This is a genomic window from Pectobacterium artocarpous, from assembly GCF_046159765.1.
Taxonomy (GTDB): domain Bacteria; phylum Pseudomonadota; class Gammaproteobacteria; order Enterobacterales; family Enterobacteriaceae; genus Pectobacterium.
Genome location: NZ_JBJXVK010000023.1, coordinates 74,985 through 91,026, shown reverse-complemented (window position 1 = coordinate 91,026; position 16,042 = coordinate 74,985). Strand labels below are relative to the sequence as shown.

Below are 16,042 nucleotides of genomic sequence, written 5' to 3'. Positions count from 1 at the left end.
ATATGGTGCTGGTTTATTAGCACTGGGTTTGTGGGGATCCCTCAGCCCGTAAGGGGGTTAACGCATATGGTGTGGCGCTTATTTGTTTTTCGCGCGCTCGAAGGAAGCAACGATCTCGGCTTTTGCCGCTTCAGCGTTATCCCAACCTTCAACTTTCACCCACTTGCCTTTTTCCAGATCTTTGTAGTGCTCAAAGAAGTGGCCGATCTGTGCACGCAGTAGCTCAGGCAGGTCGTTAACGTCTTTAATGTGATCGTATTCTTTCGTCAGCTTGCTATGCGGAACGGCAACCAGCTTGGCATCTTCGCCTGCTTCGTCGGTCATTTTCAGCACGCCAACAGGACGGCAGCGGATCACTGAACCCGGCTGTAACGGATACGGGGTTGGCACCAGAACGTCAACTGGGTCGCCATCCAGAGACAGCGTGTGGTTGATGTAGCCGTAGTTGCATGGGTAGAACATCGCTGTAGACATGAAACGGTCTACAAACAGCGCACCAGTATCTTTATCAATTTCATATTTGATCGGATCGGCGTTCGCGGGAATTTCAATCACTACATAGATATCTTCCGGCAGATCTTTACCAGCCGGGACATTGTTCAGACTCATGTCGGTTTCCTTCTCTTAAACCTGAAATAGCGTGGCCGTCATTATAGCCAAAAAGCGTTTAATGTCCCCGATTTTTAGCGTGCCAGAGCGCTGTGCGCTCGCGTGAGCTGTTTAAGTAAAAAAACTTTAGTTACTAAATTTTTTTTAAAGAAAGCAGTCTTAATACCGATAAAAACATGATAAAGGTCACGTTATGTGAGGCTTTTCTCCATATTTGTTTATCATTTGTCATTCCAGGAAAACAAAAATGTTAAGAAATATCACAATCAAGATGAGCTTGATTGCTTTGTTAGGAACGATGGTTCTGCTGTTATTGCTGGTCTGCGGAATTGGTATCACCTCAATCAATCAGGGAATCACTTCGCTGACGAGAATCGACAAGATTCAGGGGAAAGAAGTCACGGCGCTGGCAGGGAGTTATACCGCTTCGTTGCGTGCAAGAACGCGCGCGGAGTTGGCTGCTCGCCAGATAGAGAGCGGGCAGACCGATCTCGCGAATGCATCGGTCGCACGAGCGGAAGCCTACGCGGCGCTCTCCCAAAAAGAAATGACGCGCTTTCTTTCTTACGGCACCGTAACGGAACGCGGCGCTCGAATGGCAGCAGAGGTTAAAAGTAACTACGAGCAATACATGAGCCTTGGTGTTCAGCCGATGGTCGATGCGCTGAAGCGCGGTGATGTTGACGCCTACTACCAACTGCTAGAGGACGTGTTGCCGCCGCTCAGCGTTAAGGTGGATAAAGTGACGAACGAATTTCGCGACTTCGCGCTGGAAGTGGGGGAAAACATGCTCACGCAAGCAGAAAGCTTTGCGTTCGAGCGTCTGACGATCATTGGTATCGCCTGTGTCGTTGTTATTCTGCTGGTGTTTGCGGCCTGGATTGCGCTGAAGCGTTCTATCCTGTCCCCGCTTGAAGATACGGTCGTGCAGCTGGAGTTTATTGCCCGTGGTGATTTGACCCAGCACATTGCCGATGGCGGCAATAATGAAATTGGCCGCCTGATTCGGTCAATGCAGACAATGCAGTCTTCGCTGGCCACCGCCGTTGGGCGCGTCCGCGATGCGGGTATGCAGATCGACGTGGGGACTCGTGAGTTGTCTTCCGGCAATACTCATCTGGCTGCGCGTACGGAAGAGTCAGCCTCATCGTTGGAAGAAACCGCCGCGAGTATGGAGCAGTTGACTGCTACGGTAGCACTGAACGCGGAGAGCGCGGAGCAAGCACATACGCTGGCGCAAAATGTGTCCGACATCGTCAATAAGGGCAGTGAGACCGTGGGCAGCATGATTGAGAAAATGCAGATGATCTCCAACAGTTCGGAGCGTATTGCCGATATTCTGGCTGTAATTGACGGCATTGCGTTCCAGACCAATATTCTGGCGCTAAACGCGGCGGTTGAAGCTGCACGTGCGGGTGAGCAGGGACGTGGGTTTGCCGTGGTGGCGGGTGAAGTCCGCAATCTGGCGCAGCGCAGTGCGCAATCGGCCAAAGAGATTAAAACGCTGATGGAAGAATCTCAGAGCCGCGTCAGTGAAGGCACCGTGATGGCAAAAATGGCGGGTGAGACGATGAATGATGTCTCTGACGCGGTCGAGCGTGTGACGTCCCTGATGCGTGAGATCTCAACGGCAACGCGTGAACAGAGCAATGGGATTGGGCAGGTGAATATGGCGGTGTCGCAGATGGATGAGGTTGCACAGCAAAATGCGTCTCTGGTCGAAGAATCCGCCGCGGCCATGCGCTCGCTGGAAGTTCAGGCGCGTTTGCTGGCTGAAAGCATGGAACAGTTTAAAGTGCAGTCGCAGGAATTTACCGCTATCGAACGATTCTAGTCATACGTCATAAAAAAACTCCCGTGAAAACGGGAATTTTTTTGCCTTATTCTTCGGGGAGAGTAGGTTCGTCCTCTGGCTGTTTCTTCTTACGCAGTTTGTTCCAGATTTTACTTTCCTGTCCGCGCCACAGGCGTTGAATATTGTCGTGGTGACGCATCAGTATCAGACAAGAGAGCATCGCGACGGGGAAAGTGAACTGTGGCTTGAACCACCAGACATAAAACGGTGCGATGAGCGCACTGACGATGGCACCGAGTGAGGAATAGCCGCTCAGCAGAACAGTCAGTAGCCAGGTGCCGGTCATTAGGCCCGTCAGATCCCAGCCGATCGGGGCGATGGCGCCAAAAGCCGTTGCCACACCTTTGCCGCCGCGAAAGTGGAAAAAGACCGGGTAGATATGGCCGAGGCAGGCTGCAATGGCGGTTAACCCGAGATACAGCGGGGGAACGCCCAGTGCGTAAGCGCCCCAGACTGGCAGCATGCCTTTCAGGACATCAAAAACCAATACGGTTGCAGCGGCAGACTTGCCGCCAATACGTAATACGTTAGTCGCTCCGGGGTTCCCGGAACCATGCTGACGCGGGTCAGGTAGTCCTGTAATTCTGCAAAACAAAATTGCACTGGAAATAGATCCACACAGATACGCGATTAACATCATACCAAGCGCGGTAACACTCATAACGTCATTCCGTTTAATAAGGGTCGTTTTACTCTTCTCATCTGTGGATAATACGCACATTCCGTCGGAAGTGGTATCCGACAGCGACAGAAACAGAGAGTGGCGTGATGGATATCGTATTTATTGAAGAACTTACTGTAATCACAACGATTGGTGTTTACGATTGGGAACAGACTATCCAGCAGAAACTGGTGTTCGATATCGAAATGGGCTGGGACAACCGTCAGGCAGCCGCCAGTGACGATGTGAATGACTGCCTGAGTTACGCTGATGTCAGCGATGCGGTGATTGCTCATGTGGAAAACCAGCGCTTTGCTCTGGTAGAACGTGTCGCTGAAGAAGTCGCGCACATGCTGATGCAGCGTTTCTCGATTCCTTGGTTGAGGATCACGCTCAGCAAGCCGGGCGCGGTGGCGCAGGCGCGTCAGGTTGGGGTCATTATTGAACGCGGCACGCGATAAATCTTATTTAACAGAAAAATGCTGATTTATGTGCAACTAAACCGTAACCTAAACAGTCTATAAGCCAGTTATAGCGGCTCGCGAAAGTACGCGGCCGCTTTTTTATGGGCTGCATTTTCGTTTTTATTAGAGGCAAGGATTTTTAGATGACTGACCTGCATTCATTGCTAATCGCATTTATTCTTGGCGTGGTCGAAGGACTGACCGAGTTTTTGCCCGTATCGTCTACGGGGCATATGATTATTGTTGGTCATTGGTTAGGGTTTGTTGATGAGAAAGCCAAGACGTTTGAAGTGATCATTCAGCTTGGCTCGATTCTGGCCGTTGTCGTGATGTTCTGGCGCCGTCTCTTTGGCCTGATTGGGATTCACTTCGGCGAAGTGCCGCATGAGGGGCATACCTCAGGTCGACTGAAGTTGACGCACATCTTGCTGGCAATGATTCCCGCCGTGGTGCTTGGACTGGTTTTCCATGACGTGATCAAATCGTTGTTTTACCCACAGAACGTGATGTATGCGCTGATTGTCGGTGGTTTCCTGCTGTTAGCGGCAGAATGGCTCAAGCCTAAAAAGCCGCGCGCCGTCGGGCTGGATGATATCACGCATCGTCAGGCGTTTATGATTGGTTGTTTTCAATGTCTGGCGCTGTGGCCCGGTTTTTCACGTTCGGGAGCGACCATTTCCGGCGGGATGCTGGTGGGCGTCAGCCGCTATGCGGCTTCTGAATTCTCGTTTATTCTGGCGGTTCCCATGATGCTGGGCGCGACCGTTCTGGATTTGTATAAAAGCTGGCATTTCCTGTCGCTGTCCGATGTACCGATGTTTGCCGTTGGTTTTGTGACGGCGTTTATCGTGGCGCTGATTGCGATTAAAACCTTCCTGAAAGTCATCAAACGCATCTCGTTTGTCTCGTTCGCGATTTACCGTTTTATCGTCGCGGGTGTGGTTTACATGGTGTTTATGTGAGATTGAGAATACCCGTGACCGTGAGATAGAGAAGAGGCCACGCATTAGCGTGGCCTCTTGGTTTCAGGATGCACCAGGTGCATCTGGCTGCTGTGCTTTCCAGTCTGCCAATGCCTGAGTGCGGCGACGTGTCAGCTCATTACGCACGTCAATGCCTTTAAAACCGTCAGCGACGACGTCCGCACTGCTGACCAGGCTGGCAACACGGAAGGCTTCACGCAGATAGTCACTTTGTGGATAAGGCGTATCTTCAAAACCCGCCCGTCCTCGGGCGTCGGCTTCACTCGTGAGCGCTAACTGCTCCAGACGCTGCGGCTTGCGCCAGACGTCAATGGCATCAAATAACTTCAACAGAGTTTTGGGTTGCAGCACCTGCACGGTATGAATCAGGTCGTGATATTCGGCAACCAGTTTCGCCAGATCGCGAATCGGGTTAGGCACGCGCAGGCGTTGACACAGAGCTTCAACCAGTTTAACCCCTGCCGGGCCATGTCCGTGATGCCGTGGCCACAGTTCGGGAGGCGTCAGCCCTTTCCCTAAATCGTGGCACAGCGTAGCAAAGCGTACGTCAATCTCAGAGCTGAGACGTGCAGCCATCGCTACCGTCATCATGGTATGAATACCGGTATCAATTTCCGGGTGCCATTTGGCAGGGGCGGGCACACCGTACAGGTTATCAATCTCTGGAAACAGTACGGCCAGCGCGCCGCAGTCACGCAGTACCTGAAAATAGACATCTGGCGATGACGTGCCGAGTGCTTTTTCCGTCTCTTTCCAGACACGCTCTGGCGTCAGGTAGGCCAGTTCTCCCTCATGCGCCATTTTTTGCATCAGCGCCATGGTTTCCTCTGCAATCTGGAAACCAAGATGGGCAAAACGCGCGGCAAAACGGGCAACGCGCAGCACCCGTAATGGATCTTCGCTGAATGCGTCGGAAACATGTCGTAGCACGCGATTCTCAAGGTCGCGACGGCCATGATAAGGATCGATGAGCTCGCCATGCTTAGTGCGGGCCATCGCATTGATGGTCAAATCGCGGCGGAGCAAATCCTGCTCTAACGTGACATCGGGCGCGGCATGGCAGACAAACCCGGTATAGCCTTTGCCGGATTTGCGTTCGGTACGGGCGAGAGCGTATTCATCTCGGCTAACGGGGTGTAAGAAGACGGGAAAATCTTTTCCAACCTGTTGATAGCCCTGTGCAAGCAGATTTTCCGGCGTCGTGCCGACCACCACCCAGTCTTTCTCGGTCACGGGTAAACCCAGCAGGCTGTCCCGAACAGCGCCGCCGACAAGGTAAATCTTCAACGTCGGGCTCCTGAATCAATAACCAATACTTCACAACATACTACCATCTTTGCGCTGCCGCGTTGCCCGCAGAGCAAAATGCCTGCAAGAAGCAGGCATTTTCCGGTTAACTCATCCAGCGGTCATTTTTCTTTTTGCGCGGGATAATGTGCGGCAACAGTAGACCCAGCAGCAAGCCTATGCCAGCAACGCCGCCGCCATACATAAACCACTGTAGAATGATGGTGCGCTGCTTATCATCAAGCTGGACATTCGCCGCGCTGACTTTCTTCTGCGCAACGATAAGCTGATTTTTCAGATCCTGATTTTCCTGGCGTAACCCGTTGATAACACTATCGCTGCCAGCGACTTTTTGCTGCATATCAGCGGTACGCTGGTTCCAGGTTTGATCGATATTATTCAGTTTGTCAGTCAGGTCTTTGACCTGATTTTCCAGCTCCGGCACTCGTGTGCGCAGGCTTGGCGTATTGCTCAACTGGTCGAGAGGAATCCAGGTCGTGCGATTTTTGTCGTCACGGATCTGCGCATAGCCCGCGTTTTCATTAACGCTGAGCAACGTGACCTCTGCACCCGCATTCAGTGTGCCGACGATACGATATTGATTGCCTGGGCCGCTGTGGACATACGTCAATAACTCATCGGAAATATAGCGTTTTTCTTCCGCCTGTGCGCTCCAGCTCAGCGTGAGAGAAAATAAAGTAAAACAGAGTAAGCCTAATTTCTGCATAAGATCATCATGTTGCGTTAATGGTGGTCTGATAGTAGAGGCTTAAGTCTGACGAGGCAATGTATAAACCGAAATGAGAACAGTCTTAGAAGGCGGTGGGAGGCGTGTTTAAGCGTGGAACATGACGTACTTAATGGGCGGTTTGCATAAGAAATGCGCGCTTGTTCGCAGGTGAAAAAGAGTGTGTGCGGTAAGGGTAGTAAGGTGAAGTAAAATGTTATTTACTGACAGGATAATGAATGTGGTCTTGGTGTTGTGAATACTATGAGTGAAGAGATTGAACTGAAGTTTATTGTTCATCCAGACAGCGTTGAATTGCTGCTGACGCAACTGGCTGAATGGGAGAGTGATTATAGCCAGTATGAGCCTATGCGTGCTCAGCGTCTGAGCAATACTTATTATGAGACGGCGGATAATTACCTGCGTCGCAATGGTATTGGCCTGCGTATTCGTGGCGAGAATGAACGCTATGAAATGACGGTGAAGACAGCCGGTAAGGTCATTGGCGGGCTGCATCAACACCCCGAATATAATGTTGCGTTGGAGAAAGCTGAGCTGGATCTCAGCCTGTTTCCGGCGGAAGTCTGGCCGGAAGATTGCGACATTGAGGCGTTGCAATCGTCGCTCAACCCACTGTTTAGTACGGATTTTACGCGTGAAAAGTGGGTGTTTACTTACTACCAGAGCGTGATTGAGGTTGCGTTAGATCGCGGTGAGATTCGTGCCGGGGATCTAAGTGAACCGCTGTGCGAACTGGAAATGGAGCTTAAGCTGGGGCAGACCACCCATCTGCTGGAACTGGCAAAAGAAATCGCGGAGTTTGGCGGTATGCGGCAGGGCAGCCTCAGTAAGGCTGCGCGCGGATACCATCTAGCTAAAGGTAACCCGGTTCGCGAGTGCCTTCCTCTCAATAGATTGGTTGTCGATCCAAAAACCACTATCGATCAGGCCATCCGTGCGGCGCTGGAACTGGCGTTGAGCCACTGGCAATACCACGAAGAACTGTGGGTTAGAGGGAATCCTTCTGCTCGTGGTGCGCTGCCTGAGGCCAGCGCGTTGATGCGTGAAATGCTGGTACTGGTAGGCGGTGTCGTGCTACGCAAGGTCACCACGCTTTTTCGTTCTGCTCTTGCTACTTTGGAGGCTCGGTTACAAAGCTCCAGCGGCGCAGACGTCTGTTACAGCACTGACTACCTGCAAAGTAAGTTGGTACTGACTTCCTGGCTGGTCGAGTCCGGCTGGAGGGACCACATGGATAATAAAGATCGCATTAAGCTACAGGGATCGTTCAAACGCTTTGCCGACATCATGCTAAGCCGTATCACCGCCGATCTGAAAAGCGCTTTTGCTTCTAAATTGACGGAAACACAGTACGAACAGCAAATCCCTCGTCTGCAACGTAATATCTGTGCTTTTCTTCTCTTATCCGGCGCATATCCGGTGGAACAAGTGGAAGCCTATGTTGAACATTGGCGAGCGTTATTACAGGAAATAGAGCGACTCGCTGCCGGGAAGGCGCCTTCCGTGTATCTGGAAGCCTACCGTAAAGAGGTGCTGACCCTGTCTCCGTTCTGGCTACATAGCGGCGGATAGTTACAGTAACCGTTAACTGCCGCTTGTCAGTAAGGGTAGGCGGCGCATTAAGGGACCCCCCCATGCCGATACTTCCTTTGCCTGCTTTACCTCTGCTTTTGGCGGAACAATCTCAGCGTGCGCTCTCGCGTTTGCGGGAAGCCGCGCCTGATGAACCGATAACGGACAGCGACGCCGTTGTTTTGGCATTGAGCGATTTTGTCAGCGATGCGCTTGCGCTGCATCCTGACTGGTGGCAAGGGATTCATCAGCAACCGCCGCAGCCCGAAGAGTGGCAGCACTATGCCGACTGGTTGAAGAACGCTCTGGCCGATGTTAACGATGAAAATGCGTTGATGGCGACATTACGTCGGTTTCGCCGTCAGATGCTGACGCGCATTGCGTGGTCGCAGGCGCTACAAACCAGCACCACGGAACACACGCTGCATCAGTTGAGTGAACTGGCCGAAGTGGTGATTGTCGCAGCCAGAAGCTGGCTATATCAGGCCTGCTGTCGCGAGTGGGGAACGCCTTGCAACCCGCAGGGTGTAGCTCAGCCGCTGCTGATTCTTGGCATGGGAAAACTGGGCGGGGGAGAGCTTAACTTCTCTTCGGATATCGATCTGATCTTCGTCTACCCCGAAAATGGTCACACGCAGGGGGGGCGGCGCGAGCTGGATAACGCGCAGTTCTTCACACGTCTGGGGCAACGGCTCATTAAGGTGCTGGATCAGCCGACCGTCGATGGTTTTGTTTACCGTGTGGATATGCGGCTACGTCCCTTTGGCGACAGTGGACCGCTGGTACTCAGCTTTGCGGCCATGGAAGATTATTATCAGGAGCAGGGCCGCGACTGGGAACGCTATGCGATGGTCAAAGCGCGCCTGATGGGCGGAATGGACGATGCTTATAGTCAGGAACTGCGCAGTACGCTGAAGCCTTTCGTCTTCCGGCGCTATATTGATTTCAGCGTGATCCAGTCGCTGCGAAATATGAAGGGCATGATTGCCCGCGAGGTTCGTCGCCGGGATCTGCGCAACAACATCAAGCTGGGCGCAGGTGGGATTCGTGAAATCGAATTTATTACGCAGGTTTTCCAACTGATTCGTGGCGGCCGTGAGCCGGGATTACAGGGGCGTTCGCTGCTGCCGACGCTCCAGCATGTGGGGGCGCTGGGGTTATTAACGCCGCAGCAGGTGCTCGATCTCAGTAACGCTTACCTGTTTCTGCGCCGTCTGGAGAACCTGTTGCAGGCCATTGCCGATGAGCAGACCCAAACCCTGCCGGGTGATGAACTGAACCAGCAGCGGATGGCGTGGGGAATGGGGGTCGACAACTGGGACACACTGCAATCCATGCTGTCGCAGCATATGCAGGCGGTGCGCCACGTATTTGATGATCTGATTGGCGATGATGCGCCAGACAATAATGATATTCCCGAACATAGCAGCTATAGCAGTCTGTGGCAGGATACGCTGGATGACGGTGAGTTGGCCCCGCTGACGCCACATCTTACGGAAATCGTGCATGAGAAGCTGATGAAGACGATTGTGGCGTTCCGCTACGATGTGGCGAAACGCACGATAGGGCCGCGCGGGCGGGATGTGCTGGATCAGCTTATGCCGTGCTTACTGGCGGAGGTCTGCGCTCGTCAGGAGGCGGATACGGTATTGTCTCGATTAACGCCGCTGCTGCTGGGGATCGTTACTCGTACCACCTATCTCGAACTGTTGTTGGAGTCCCGAGCTGCGCTCGGTCAGTTGATTCGCCTGTGTGCGGCTTCGCCGATGGTGGCCAGCCAACTGGCTCGCTATCCCCTGCTACTGGATGAACTGCTCGATGCGTCCACGCTGTATCAGCCGACGGCACCGGGCGCGTATGCCGATGAGCTACGCCAGTATTTGATGCGCGTTCCTGAGGATGATGAAGAACAACAGTTGGAAGCAGTTCGCCAGTTTAAACAGTCGCAACAACTCCGCATCGCTGCTGGTGATATCGGCGGCGTCCTACCGGTGATGAAAGTGAGCGATCACTTAACGTATTTGGCAGAAGCGATTATCGCGGCAGTGGTTCAGCAGGCGTGGGGACAGATGGTGGCACGCTACGGCCAGCCGTCCCATTTGCAGCATCGTGAAGGTCGTGGGTTTGCCGTGATTGCCTATGGCAAGCTCGGCGGCTGGGAGCTGGGGTATAGCTCCGATCTGGATCTGGTGTTCTTGCTGGATTGCCCATCAGACGTGATGACGGATGGCGAACGCAGTATTGATGGTCGCCAGTTCTACCTGCGTCTCGCACAGCGTGTGATGCACCTATTTAGCACCCGGACGTCATCAGGCATTTTGTATGAAGTGGATGCCCGTCTGCGGCCATCTGGCGCGGCTGGCATGTTGGTGAGTACGGTAGAAGCATTTGATGAGTATCAACGTAATGAGGCGTGGACGTGGGAGCATCAGGCGCTGGTGCGCGCACGCATGGTGTACGGCGAAAGCGGTGTGCAGCAGACATTTGAGTCTATTCGCCGCCGCATTCTCTGCGCAGAGCGTGACGCGGATACTCTGCGAACTGAAGTGCGAGAAATGCGGGAAAAAATGCGTCAGCATCTGGGAAACAAAGATAAAACGCGCTTTGACATCAAAACGGATGCGGGCGGCATTACGGATATCGAATTTATCGCCCAATATCTGGTGCTGCGTTACGCCGCTCAGGAGTCGCGTTTGACCCGTTGGTCAGACAATGTGCGCATTCTGGAACTGATGGCGCAATATGGCGTAATGGAAGAGAGAGAAGCCAATGCGCTCAAGCTGGCCTATGTCACCATGCGTAATGAGCTGCACCATCTGGCCTTGCAGGAACTGTCTGGTCGAGTCAGCAAAGATCGGTTTGTGGCGGAGCGAGAGCAGGTGCTAGTAAGCTGGAATAAGTGGCTGGTGGGAGAGTAAATGTCCTCTGTCTATCTAGACAAGGGGTTATTGATAAATGCCGCGTCTGGTGATGCGGCGGTGACGTGTAATAATCGTGCCTATGATATTATTACGCGCATTATGCGAAATAAGCCTGGAGTAGAGGATGAAAGTGACGCTGCCTGATTTCCGTCAAGCGTGTGTGTTAGTGGTGGGTGATGTCATGCTGGATCGTTACTGGTATGGGCCGACCAGCCGAATTTCACCAGAGGCACCCGTCCCTGTGGTCAAGGTGGACACGATCGAAGAGCGTCCTGGCGGTGCGGCGAATGTCGCGATGAATATCGCAGCGCTGGGCGCGGGGTCGCGACTTGTGGGGCTAACGGGGATTGATGATGCTGCACGCGCGCTGAATGCCAAACTTGGCGAAGTGAATGTGAAGTGCGATTTTGTCTCGGTTCCTACACACCCGACGATTACCAAACTGCGTGTGCTATCGCGTAATCAGCAACTGATCCGACTGGATTTTGAGGAAGGCTTTGAGGGGATTGATCCCCAGCCGATCATCGAGCGTATTCAACTGACGCTGCCAAAAATTGGCGCACTGGTTCTGTCTGACTATGCAAAAGGCGCGTTAGCCCACGTGCAAACTATGATTCAGACGGCAAAAGCCGCAGGTGTTCCGGTGCTGATCGACCCGAAAGGCACGGACTTTTCCCGCTACCGCGGTGCGACGTTGCTGACGCCGAACCTGTCTGAATTTGAAGCGGTTGCTGGACGCTGCAAAACGGAAGAAGAGCTGGTTGAACGTGGTATGCAACTGGTGGCCGATTACGATCTGTCCGCATTGCTTATCACGCGTTCCGAGCAAGGAATGACGCTGCTACAGCCTGGTAAGGCACCGTTGCATTTGCCAACGCAGGCGCAGGAAGTGTATGACGTGACCGGTGCGGGCGATACCGTCATTGGCGTGCTGGCCGCTGCGCTGGCGGCGGGTAACCCGCTGGAAGAAGCCTGTTTCCTGGCGAATGCTGCCGCAGGCGTCGTTGTTGGCAAACTGGGTACGTCAACGGTCACTCCGATTGAGTTGGAAAATGCGATCCGTGGCCGTGCCGATATCGGGTTTGGCGTGATGACAGAAGAACAACTGAAACATGCGGTTGAACTGGCGCGCCAGCGGGGCGAAAAGATTGTGATGACCAACGGCTGCTTCGATATTCTGCACGCTGGGCACGTATCTTATTTGGCAAACGCCCGCAAACTTGGCGATCGGTTAATCGTTGCAGTCAACAGCGATGCTTCAACCAAACGCCTAAAAGGGCCGACTCGCCCCGTCAACCCGTTGACGCAGCGGATGATCGTGCTGGGTGCGCTGGAAGCCGTCGATTGGGTTGTGCCGTTTGAAGAAGATACGCCGCAACGCCTGATTGCCAGCATTCTGCCGGACATTCTGGTGAAAGGCGGAGATTATCAGCCAGATCAAATCGCTGGTAGCGAAGAAGTCTGGGCTAACGGCGGTGAAGTGAAAGTCCTGAACTTTGAGGACGGCTGCTCCACGACGAACATTATCAATACGATTAAAGCCAACGCCTCTGAATCTTAAAAATAAAACTGACGGCGTTTGAATCATTATGTCGCCGTTCAGGCCGCAAGCTAATGATTCTCGCTTTGCTCATCATGGGCGAGAATCATAACAATCATAACGCCGACAGGGCGACACGTCAGATAAAACAGGTATGAAACCAGTGAAGAAAGAACCAGCCGAAGTGAATGCGGTCGCACTGCGGGTTGCGGAGTTGCGCCGGGTCTTACGCCATCACGAATACAAATATCATGTTGAAGATGCGCCCGAAATCCCTGATGTTGAATATGACAAACTCATGCAGGAACTGAAAGCATTGGAGGCGGATCACCCCGCGCTGGTAACCAGCGATTCTCCTACGCAGCGAGTGGGGGCGGCACCGTTGGCGGCATTTGAACAGGTACGCCATGAAGTGCCGATGTTATCGCTGGATAACGTATTTGATGAAGAGAGCTATCTGGCCTTCAGCAAGCGAATTAGCGACAGGCTGAAAAATGGTGACGATCTGACATTCTGCTGCGAGCTAAAGTTGGATGGTTTAGCGGTGAGCCTGTTGTATGAAGACGGTGTTCTGGTTCAGGCGGCCACGCGCGGTGATGGAACGACCGGGGAAAATATCACCAGCAACATTCGTACTGTTGGGGCGATTCCATTACGCCTTGAAGGTGAAAATATTCCGCGCCGCGTTGAAGTGCGTGGTGAAGTGTTTATGAAACACAGCGGTTTTGAAAAGCTGAACGAAGAAGCCCGCCGTACAGGGAGCAAAGTCTTTGCTAATCCGCGTAATGCCGCTGCTGGATCGCTGCGCCAACTCGACCCACGCATTACCGCTAAACGTCCGCTGACTTTCTTCTGCTATGGCGTCGGTCTGTTGGAAGGCGGTGAACTGCCTGCAAGCCACTGGGAGCGGTTGATGCAGTTCAAGGCGTGGGGATTGCCGGTTAGCGATAAAATTAAGCTCTGTACTGGATCGGCCGAAGTGCTCGATTTTTATCGCCAGGTTGAACAGACGCGCAGTTCGTTAGGCTTTGATATTGATGGTGTCGTTGTCAAAGTGGATTCTCTGGCATTGCAGGAGCGATTAGGGTTCGTTGCTCGTGCACCCCGCTGGGCGGTGGCTTTTAAATTCCCAGCGCAAGAACAGTTGACTTGGGTGCGTGATGTTGAGTTTCAGGTTGGGCGCACAGGGGCAATTACGCCGGTCGCGCGTCTGGAGCCGGTCGCGGTGGCTGGGGTCATCGTTAGCAATGCCACATTGCACAATGCGGATGAGATTGATCGGTTAGGTTTGCAAATTGGCGATCGCGTGATTGTCCGTAGAGCGGGGGATGTGATCCCGCAGATCGTCGGTATCGTGGAATCTGAACGGCCAGAAACAGTACAACCGATCGTGTTCCCTGCGGCCTGTCCTGTGTGTGGATCGGATGTTGAACGCGTCGAAGGGGAGGCTGTTACGCGCTGTACCGGTGGTTTGATCTGTGGTGCCCAGCGTAAAGAGGCGCTGAAGCATTTTGTGTCTCGCCGTGCGCTGGATGTCGAGGGGATGGGTGATAAAATCATCGATCAACTGGTGGAAAAAGAGTACGTCAAGACGCCAGCCGACCTGTTTCGCTTGAGCGCTGGGATCATGACGGGGTTGGATCGCATGGGGCCGAAGTCTGCGACGAATTTGGTCAATGCGCTGGAAAAAGCGAAAAGCACTACGCTGGCGCGCTTTCTGTATGCGTTAGGGATTCGTGATGTGGGCGAATCAACCGCAGCCAATCTGGCGGCCCATTTTGGTTCGCTAGAGGCGCTTTTTGCCGCCGATGAAGAGACACTGCTGGCTGTGCCGGATGTTGGTAAAGTCGTTGCTGCTCATGTGCGTCATTTCCTTGAAGAAGAACATAACCAAACTGTCATCCGTGAACTGACCGATCCCGAAGGCATCAACATTCGCTGGCCTGAGGTTCAGGTCGTCAATGCGGAAGAGATCGACAGCCCATTTGCCGGAAAAACGGTGGTATTAACCGGATCGCTGAGCATTTTGTCCCGCGACGAAGCCAAAGATCGACTCACGGCGTTAGGGGCAAAAGTGAGTGGCAGTGTCTCGAAGAAAACCGACATGGTGATCGCGGGTGAAGCCGCTGGCTCTAAGCTGGCGAAGGCGCAGGAACTGGGGATCCCGGTGCTCGACGAGGCGGAAATGGTCCGACTATTCGGAGAGTAAGCGGTGGAAAAAGAAGACCTGATAGACATTGCCAGGATGCAGATGCCCTTTGGTAAATACAAAGGGCGAGTGCTGATTGATTTACCGGAAGAGTACCTGCTGTGGTTCTCCCGCAAGGACGAATTTCCTAACGGTCGTTTAGGGGAATTGATGAAAATGACGCTGGCAATCAAGATAGAGGGTCTGCAAGGGTTGGTAACACCGCTAAAGCGGCCCCGTTCCTGACCATCCATTTTCTGCGGTAACTTTTGACGAAAAAGTCGCTTCAATCAAGCAAAGCTGGTCGTTTAAGACTTATTTTAGGAGAAACACGGAGATGAGGTTCCCGTAGCGATACCTCACCTCGTTGTCGCTCCGTGTATCTCGGTTTTTAAACGATTGGCATTAGCAGGCAATGAAGCGACCTTTTACCTTTACTGGCTATCCCACCCCTGACGCAGACTAGACGTAAATATTAATCTGGTTGTCTGCTGTTGGACGGTTAACGCCTTCTTGTTTAGCACTTTGTGTCGAAGAAGAATCAGACTGTTGTTCTGATTTTTCACTCTGCAAGCGTGCAATTTGTGCCTGTAACGTCTGGATCTGTGCTTGGATTGCCTGTTGTTGTTGTTCGATCAGTTTACGTTCTTCATCACTTTCAGCATTGGAAGCGGATTCGGTCAGTTTACTTACCTGTTTGGTCAGCGTTTGAACCTGCTTAGTTAGCTGAGCAATTTGTTGCTCTGAGGTATTGCTGCTTTTACTGCTGCTTGCTGTTGTCGTTACGTTGATACTGCTGATGGTGTTTGACATTTTTCCCTCCTGAAAAGATGCCGATATACCCGAATGATGTGGGGTACAAGCTGTTACATCGGCAATTTAAGCACTTTCTCGAGGGGGATATTGTTGGTAATGAAACATGAAATACCCACTTTTCCGATAGTGAATGTAACAAAATGTATTGGTCAGGAAAGGGAAAGAAATTAAAGAGGACAATGCATCAGATATTACGGTCAGACGTAGATATCGACACCGATTTTTTCTTTATTTTCAGTTTGTTGTGATGTCGCTTTTGACGCAGCCTCGGCCGCTTTCTTTTCTGCTTCTTCTTTTTGGATACGGGCAATTTCGGCATAGCGTGCCTGAATTTGCGCCTGGATCAAATCATCTGCTGCTGTTTGATAAGTTTGCGCTCGGCTTCACTTTTCGCTTTT

At 52.6% G+C, this 16,042-nt stretch carries 13 protein-coding genes and 1 pseudogene; 8 read left to right on the top strand and 6 right to left on the bottom strand.

Features of this window, described 5'->3' with window-relative positions; genetic code table 11:
- Nucleotides 1–78 precede the first annotated feature (78 nt).
- On the bottom strand, nucleotides 79–609 hold the full coding sequence (gene ppa / locus ACKQAD_RS15435) for an inorganic diphosphatase (RefSeq protein WP_039350246.1): 531 nt from the start codon (nucleotides 607–609) through the stop codon (nucleotides 79–81).
- A 247-nt stretch (nucleotides 610–856) separates the two neighbouring features.
- On the opposite strand from ppa, the gene ACKQAD_RS15430 reads away from it, so the two are divergent.
- On the top strand, nucleotides 857–2,443 hold the full coding sequence (locus ACKQAD_RS15430) for a methyl-accepting chemotaxis protein (protein ID WP_409160962.1): 1,587 nt from the start codon (nucleotides 857–859) through the stop codon (nucleotides 2,441–2,443).
- 46 nt (nucleotides 2,444–2,489) lie between these two features.
- Here the strand turns inward: ACKQAD_RS15430 and plsY are convergent, their stop codons facing one another.
- Nucleotides 2,490–3,125: a glycerol-3-phosphate 1-O-acyltransferase PlsY gene (gene plsY, locus ACKQAD_RS15425; RefSeq protein WP_409160961.1), complete on the bottom strand. Its 636-nt coding sequence runs from the start codon at nucleotides 3,123–3,125 to the stop codon at nucleotides 2,490–2,492.
- A 107-nt stretch (nucleotides 3,126–3,232) separates the two neighbouring features.
- Between plsY and folB the strand changes: the two genes are divergently transcribed.
- Together folB and bacA are read left to right on the top strand one after the other, a co-directional pair.
- Entirely contained in the window at nucleotides 3,233–3,586 is a 354-nt protein-coding gene (gene folB / locus ACKQAD_RS15420) for a bifunctional dihydroneopterin aldolase/7,8-dihydroneopterin epimerase (RefSeq protein WP_409160960.1), read from the top strand.
- 146 nt (nucleotides 3,587–3,732) lie between these two features.
- A complete protein-coding gene (bacA, locus tag ACKQAD_RS15415) occupies nucleotides 3,733–4,551 on the top strand; it encodes an undecaprenyl-diphosphate phosphatase (RefSeq protein ID WP_409160959.1) in 819 nt (272 codons plus the stop codon).
- A 63-nt stretch (nucleotides 4,552–4,614) separates the two neighbouring features.
- On the opposite strand, the gene ACKQAD_RS15410 is transcribed toward bacA, so the two are convergent.
- Together ACKQAD_RS15410 and ACKQAD_RS15405 are read right to left on the bottom strand one after the other, a co-directional pair.
- Nucleotides 4,615–5,859 (bottom strand): multifunctional CCA addition/repair protein, encoded by a 1,245-nt coding sequence (locus ACKQAD_RS15410; protein WP_409160958.1) that lies wholly within the window; start codon nucleotides 5,857–5,859, stop codon nucleotides 4,615–4,617.
- Between the two features lie 106 nt (nucleotides 5,860–5,965).
- Nucleotides 5,966–6,586, bottom strand: coding sequence for a TIGR04211 family SH3 domain-containing protein (locus tag ACKQAD_RS15405; protein ID WP_409160957.1), 621 nt, complete (start codon nucleotides 6,584–6,586; stop codon nucleotides 5,966–5,968).
- A gap of 264 nt (nucleotides 6,587–6,850) precedes the next feature.
- Here ACKQAD_RS15405 and ACKQAD_RS15400 point away from each other — a divergent pair, with 264 nt between their 5' ends.
- The 5 genes from ACKQAD_RS15400 to ACKQAD_RS15380 all read left to right on the top strand — a co-directional run bounded on the left by ACKQAD_RS15400 (nucleotide 6,851) and on the right by ACKQAD_RS15380 (nucleotide 15,074).
- Nucleotides 6,851–8,179, top strand: a complete 1,329-nt coding sequence (locus ACKQAD_RS15400; RefSeq protein ID WP_409160956.1) for a CYTH domain-containing protein — start codon at nucleotides 6,851–6,853, stop codon at nucleotides 8,177–8,179.
- 62 nt (nucleotides 8,180–8,241) lie between these two features.
- Nucleotides 8,242–11,097, top strand: a complete 2,856-nt coding sequence (gene glnE, locus ACKQAD_RS15395; protein WP_409160955.1) for a bifunctional [glutamate--ammonia ligase]-adenylyl-L-tyrosine phosphorylase/[glutamate--ammonia-ligase] adenylyltransferase — start codon at nucleotides 8,242–8,244, stop codon at nucleotides 11,095–11,097.
- Nucleotides 11,098–11,224: 127 nt separating this feature from the next.
- Nucleotides 11,225–12,661, top strand: coding sequence for a bifunctional D-glycero-beta-D-manno-heptose-7-phosphate kinase/D-glycero-beta-D-manno-heptose 1-phosphate adenylyltransferase HldE (hldE, locus tag ACKQAD_RS15390; RefSeq protein WP_409160954.1), 1,437 nt, complete (start codon nucleotides 11,225–11,227; stop codon nucleotides 12,659–12,661).
- Nucleotides 12,662–12,794: 133 nt separating this feature from the next.
- The gene (gene ligA, locus ACKQAD_RS15385; protein ID WP_409160953.1) at nucleotides 12,795–14,849 is read left to right on the top strand and encodes an NAD-dependent DNA ligase LigA; all 2,055 of its coding nucleotides are present in this window, start codon (nucleotides 12,795–12,797) and stop codon (nucleotides 14,847–14,849) included.
- A gap of 3 nt (nucleotides 14,850–14,852) precedes the next feature.
- Entirely contained in the window at nucleotides 14,853–15,074 is a 222-nt protein-coding gene (locus ACKQAD_RS15380; RefSeq protein ID WP_409160952.1) for a DUF3820 family protein, read from the top strand.
- 216 nt (nucleotides 15,075–15,290) lie between these two features.
- Here ACKQAD_RS15380 and ACKQAD_RS15375 read toward each other — a convergent pair whose 3' ends face one another.
- Nucleotides 15,291–15,641: a FlxA-like family protein gene (locus tag ACKQAD_RS15375; protein ID WP_409160951.1), complete on the bottom strand. Its 351-nt coding sequence runs from the start codon at nucleotides 15,639–15,641 to the stop codon at nucleotides 15,291–15,293.
- Between the two features lie 200 nt (nucleotides 15,642–15,841).
- Nucleotides 15,842–15,994: pseudogene (locus ACKQAD_RS15370) on the bottom strand (FlxA-like family protein); the annotation flags it as partial.
- Nucleotides 15,995–16,042 lie beyond the last annotated feature (48 nt).

What these genes read in the sequence shown, in the direction of transcription:
- ACKQAD_RS15375 (WP_409160951.1), bottom strand. Translation starts at nt 15,641, where the DNA reads ATGTCAAACACCATCAGCAGTATCAACGTAACGACAACAGCAAGCAGC.
- hldE (WP_409160954.1), top strand. Translation starts at nt 11,225, where the DNA reads ATGAAAGTGACGCTGCCTGATTTCCGTCAAGCGTGTGTGTTAGTGGTG.
- ACKQAD_RS15405 (WP_409160957.1), bottom strand. Translation starts at nt 6,586, where the DNA reads ATGCAGAAATTAGGCTTACTCTGTTTTACTTTATTTTCTCTCACGCTG.
- bacA (WP_409160959.1), top strand. Translation starts at nt 3,733, where the DNA reads ATGACTGACCTGCATTCATTGCTAATCGCATTTATTCTTGGCGTGGTC.
- glnE (WP_409160955.1), top strand. Translation starts at nt 8,242, where the DNA reads ATGCCGATACTTCCTTTGCCTGCTTTACCTCTGCTTTTGGCGGAACAA.
- folB (WP_409160960.1), top strand. Translation starts at nt 3,233, where the DNA reads ATGGATATCGTATTTATTGAAGAACTTACTGTAATCACAACGATTGGT.
- ACKQAD_RS15430 (WP_409160962.1), top strand. Translation starts at nt 857, where the DNA reads ATGTTAAGAAATATCACAATCAAGATGAGCTTGATTGCTTTGTTAGGA.
- plsY (WP_409160961.1), bottom strand. Translation starts at nt 3,125, where the DNA reads ATGAGTGTTACCGCGCTTGGTATGATGTTAATCGCGTATCTGTGTGGA.
- ppa (WP_039350246.1), bottom strand. Translation starts at nt 609, where the DNA reads ATGAGTCTGAACAATGTCCCGGCTGGTAAAGATCTGCCGGAAGATATC.
- ACKQAD_RS15400 (WP_409160956.1), top strand. Translation starts at nt 6,851, where the DNA reads ATGAGTGAAGAGATTGAACTGAAGTTTATTGTTCATCCAGACAGCGTT.
- ligA (WP_409160953.1), top strand. Translation starts at nt 12,795, where the DNA reads ATGAAACCAGTGAAGAAAGAACCAGCCGAAGTGAATGCGGTCGCACTG.